The organism is Micromonospora sp. NPDC004336 (assembly GCF_053602615.1).
The window spans coordinates 1-3,228 of record NZ_JBSGDY010000309.1; the positions used below are offsets into that span (position 1 = coordinate 1).

The 3,228-nt window shown below is 79.3% G+C and carries 1 protein-coding gene; it reads left to right on the forward strand.

The features are described 5' to 3' along the window. Positions 1-3,228 (forward strand): acyltransferase domain-containing protein (locus ACWENR_RS30180; RefSeq protein WP_452280339.1); only part of this gene is annotated, 3,228 nt, incomplete at both ends.

Sequence of the window (3,228 nt, forward strand, 5' to 3'; positions counted from 1 at the left end):
GCCCGCCTCGGCCGGCGGGCCACCGTGGTCGCCGCCGACCGGGCGACCCGGCTGGCCGCGCTGCGGGCCCTGGCCGGCGGGGAGGACCACCCCGCGCTGGTCACCGCCCGGCGGCGCGCGGGCGGCCTCGCGATCCTCTTCTCCGGCCAGGGCGCCCAGCGCGCCGGCGCCGGCCGGCAGCTGTACGACACGTTCGGTGTCTTCGCGGCGGCCCTCGACGAGGTCTGCGCGGCGCTGGACCCCGAGCTGCCGCAGCCGCTGAGGCCGGTGCTGTTCGCGGCCGACGGCAGCGCCGAGGCCGCGCTGCTCGACGAGACGGCGTTCACCCAGGCGGGGCTGTTCGCCCTGGAGGTGGCCCTGTTCCGCCTCGTCGAGTCGTTCGGGGTGGTGCCGGGGCACGTCGGCGGGCACTCGGTCGGCGAGATCACCGCCGCGCACGTCGCCGGCGTGCTGTCCCTCGCCGACGCCGCCACGCTGGTGGCCGCCCGGGGCCGGCTCATGCAGGCCCTGCCCGCCGGGGGCGGGATGCTCGCCGTCGCCGCCGACGAGGCGGCCGTGGCCGAGTCCCTGGCCGGGCTGGGCGACCGGGTCGGCGTCGCCGCCGTCAACGGCCCCACCGCCGTGGTCCTCGCCGGGGCCGTCGACGCCCTCGACGGGCTGGAGCGGACCTGGCGGGAGCGAGGCGTACGCACCCGCCGGCTGCGGGTCAGCCACGCGTTCCACAGCCCGCTGATGGAGCCGATGCTGGCCGATTTCCGGGCCGTCCTCGACGGGCTGACGTTCGCCGCGCCGCTGCTGCCGATCGTGTCGAACGTGACCGGGCGGCTCGCCGAGCCCGACGAGATCCGTACGCCCGACTACTGGGTGCGGCACGTGCGGGAGGCCGTCCGGTACGCCGACGGGATCGCCGCGCTGCGCGCCGCGGGCGTCGACACCTTCCTCGAGCTCGGCCCGCAGGCGGTGCTGACGGCGATGACCGCCGGCCTGCTGCCCGGCGAGGACGACGGGACGGCCGTGGCGGCGCTGCGTGCCGGCGTCGACGAGCCGGTCGCCCTGCTGTCCGCGCTGGCCGTCCTGGACGGCGGCGGCCGGGACGTCGACTGGGCGGCGGTGCTCGCCGCGCCGGCCGGTCCCCGCCCGGACCCCCGCCGGCTGCCCGAGCTGCCCACGTACGCGTTCCGGCCGCAGCGCTACTGGCCGACCCTCGACGCGGCGCCGACCCCGGCCGCCGACCCGGCCGACGACGCGTTCTGGCGGGCCGTCACCGACGGCGACCTGGGCCGCCTCGGCCTCGATCCGGACCAGCCGCTGCGCGAGCTGCTGCCGGAACTGAAGTCGTGGCGGCGCCGCCAGCGCCTCGACGGCACCCTGGCCGGCTGGCGGTACCGGATCACCTGGGAACGCCGGGCGCTGACCGGCGCCGACCCGGGCACGTGGCTGGTGGTGGCCCCGCCGCACCAGGTGACCGACCGGGTGCTGGCCGCGCTGACGGCCGGCGGGGCGACGGCGCACCTGCTGACCGTCGACCCGGCCACCGCCACCCGCGACGGCCTCGCCGCCGACCTCGACCGGCTCACCGCCGCCCACCGGCCGACGGGACTGCTCTCCCTGCTGGCGCTGGACGAGGCGCCGCACCCGGAGCAGACCGCGCTGCCGACCGGCCTCGCGGCGAACCTGCTGCTCGTGCAGGCGCACACCGGCCGCTCCGGCCCGGCCGTGCCGCTGTGGCTGGCCACCGCCGGGGCCGTCGCCGTCGCCGACGAACCGGTCGCGCACCCGACGCAGGCCACCACGCGGGGCCTCGGCCTCGTCGCCGCGCTGGAGCACCCCCGGCACGTCGGCGGAGTCGTCGACCTGCCGGCGGGCCCGGCCGAGGCGGCGTACGCGGCCCTGGTCGGGGCGCTGGTCAACGCCGACGGGGAGGACCAGCTCGCCGTCCGCGAGGCCGGCGTGCACGCCCGGCGGCTGGTCCGCGACACCGGGCGGCCGGCGACCGGCGACACGTACCGGCCCCACGGCACCGTCCTGCTCACCGGCGGGTCCGGCGCCCTCGCCCGGCACACCAGCGAGTGGCTGGGCCGCCACGGCGCCGAGGTGCTTCCGCTGGCCGAGCCCGCCACCGGCAAGCTCGGCGACCTGATGGAGCAGCTCGCCGCCGAGGACCGGCCGGTCACCGCGCTCGTGCACGTACCGGCGGAGACCGGCTCGGTGCCGCTGGCCGAGCTGACCCTCGCCGGCCTGGCCGCCGACCTGACCGCCACCGTGGGCGACGTCCCGGGGTACGCCGACGAGCTGGCCCACAAGCCGATCGACGCGTTCGTGCTGTGCACCTCCACCACGGGGGTGTGGGGCGCGGGCGGCCGGGCCGGCCAGTCCGCCGGCGACGCGCTGCTGCACGCCCTCGCCGCGCACCGGCGGCACGGCGGCCTGGCGGCCACCGCCGTGGCGTGGGGACCGTGGCACGACGACCCCGAGTCGGCCGAGCTGGCGCAGCTGCGCCGACGGGGCCTGCCGGGCCTGCCCCCGGAGCTGGCCGCCGAGGCGTTCGGGCAGGCGCTGCGCGCGGAGGCGGAACTCGTGGTCGCCGACGTGCGCTGGGACCGGTTCGTGCCGACGTTCGCGTCGATGCGGCCGTGCCCGCTGCTGACCGGGGTCCCCGAGGCGGGGGCGGCGATGCCCGCCGACGACGACCACCGGCCGGCGGACGACGAGGCGGCGACCGCGCTGCGGGAGCGGCTGCGCCCGCTGGGCCCCGCCGAACGCGAGGAGGTCCTCGTCGACCTCGTGGGCGGCCTGGCGGCGACCGTGCTCGGCCACACCGGGGACGGCGGGCTGGAGCCCGACCGCGCGTTCCGCGAGGTCGGCTTCGACTCGATGACGGCCGTGGAGCTGCGCAACCGGCTCCGCGCCGCCACCGGCGTGCCGCTGCCCGCCGCCGTGGTGTTCGACTACCCGACGCCGGTGGCGCTCGCCCGGCACCTGCGCGACCGGCTCGCCGAGGACGGCGCCGCCGCGGCGGCCCCGCTGCTCGCCGAGCTGGAGCGGCTCGACGGCGTCTTCGCGGCCGACGCGCCGGACCGGCTGACCCGCCAGAAGCTGCTGGTGCAGTTGCAGGCGTGGGGGGGGCCGGGGGGGGCGCGTACCGGCCCCCGCGCGGGGGGCGCCGCCCCCCCCCCCCCCCCCCCCCCCCCCCCCCCCCCCCAAGAAGAAAAAAACCACCCCCCAAAC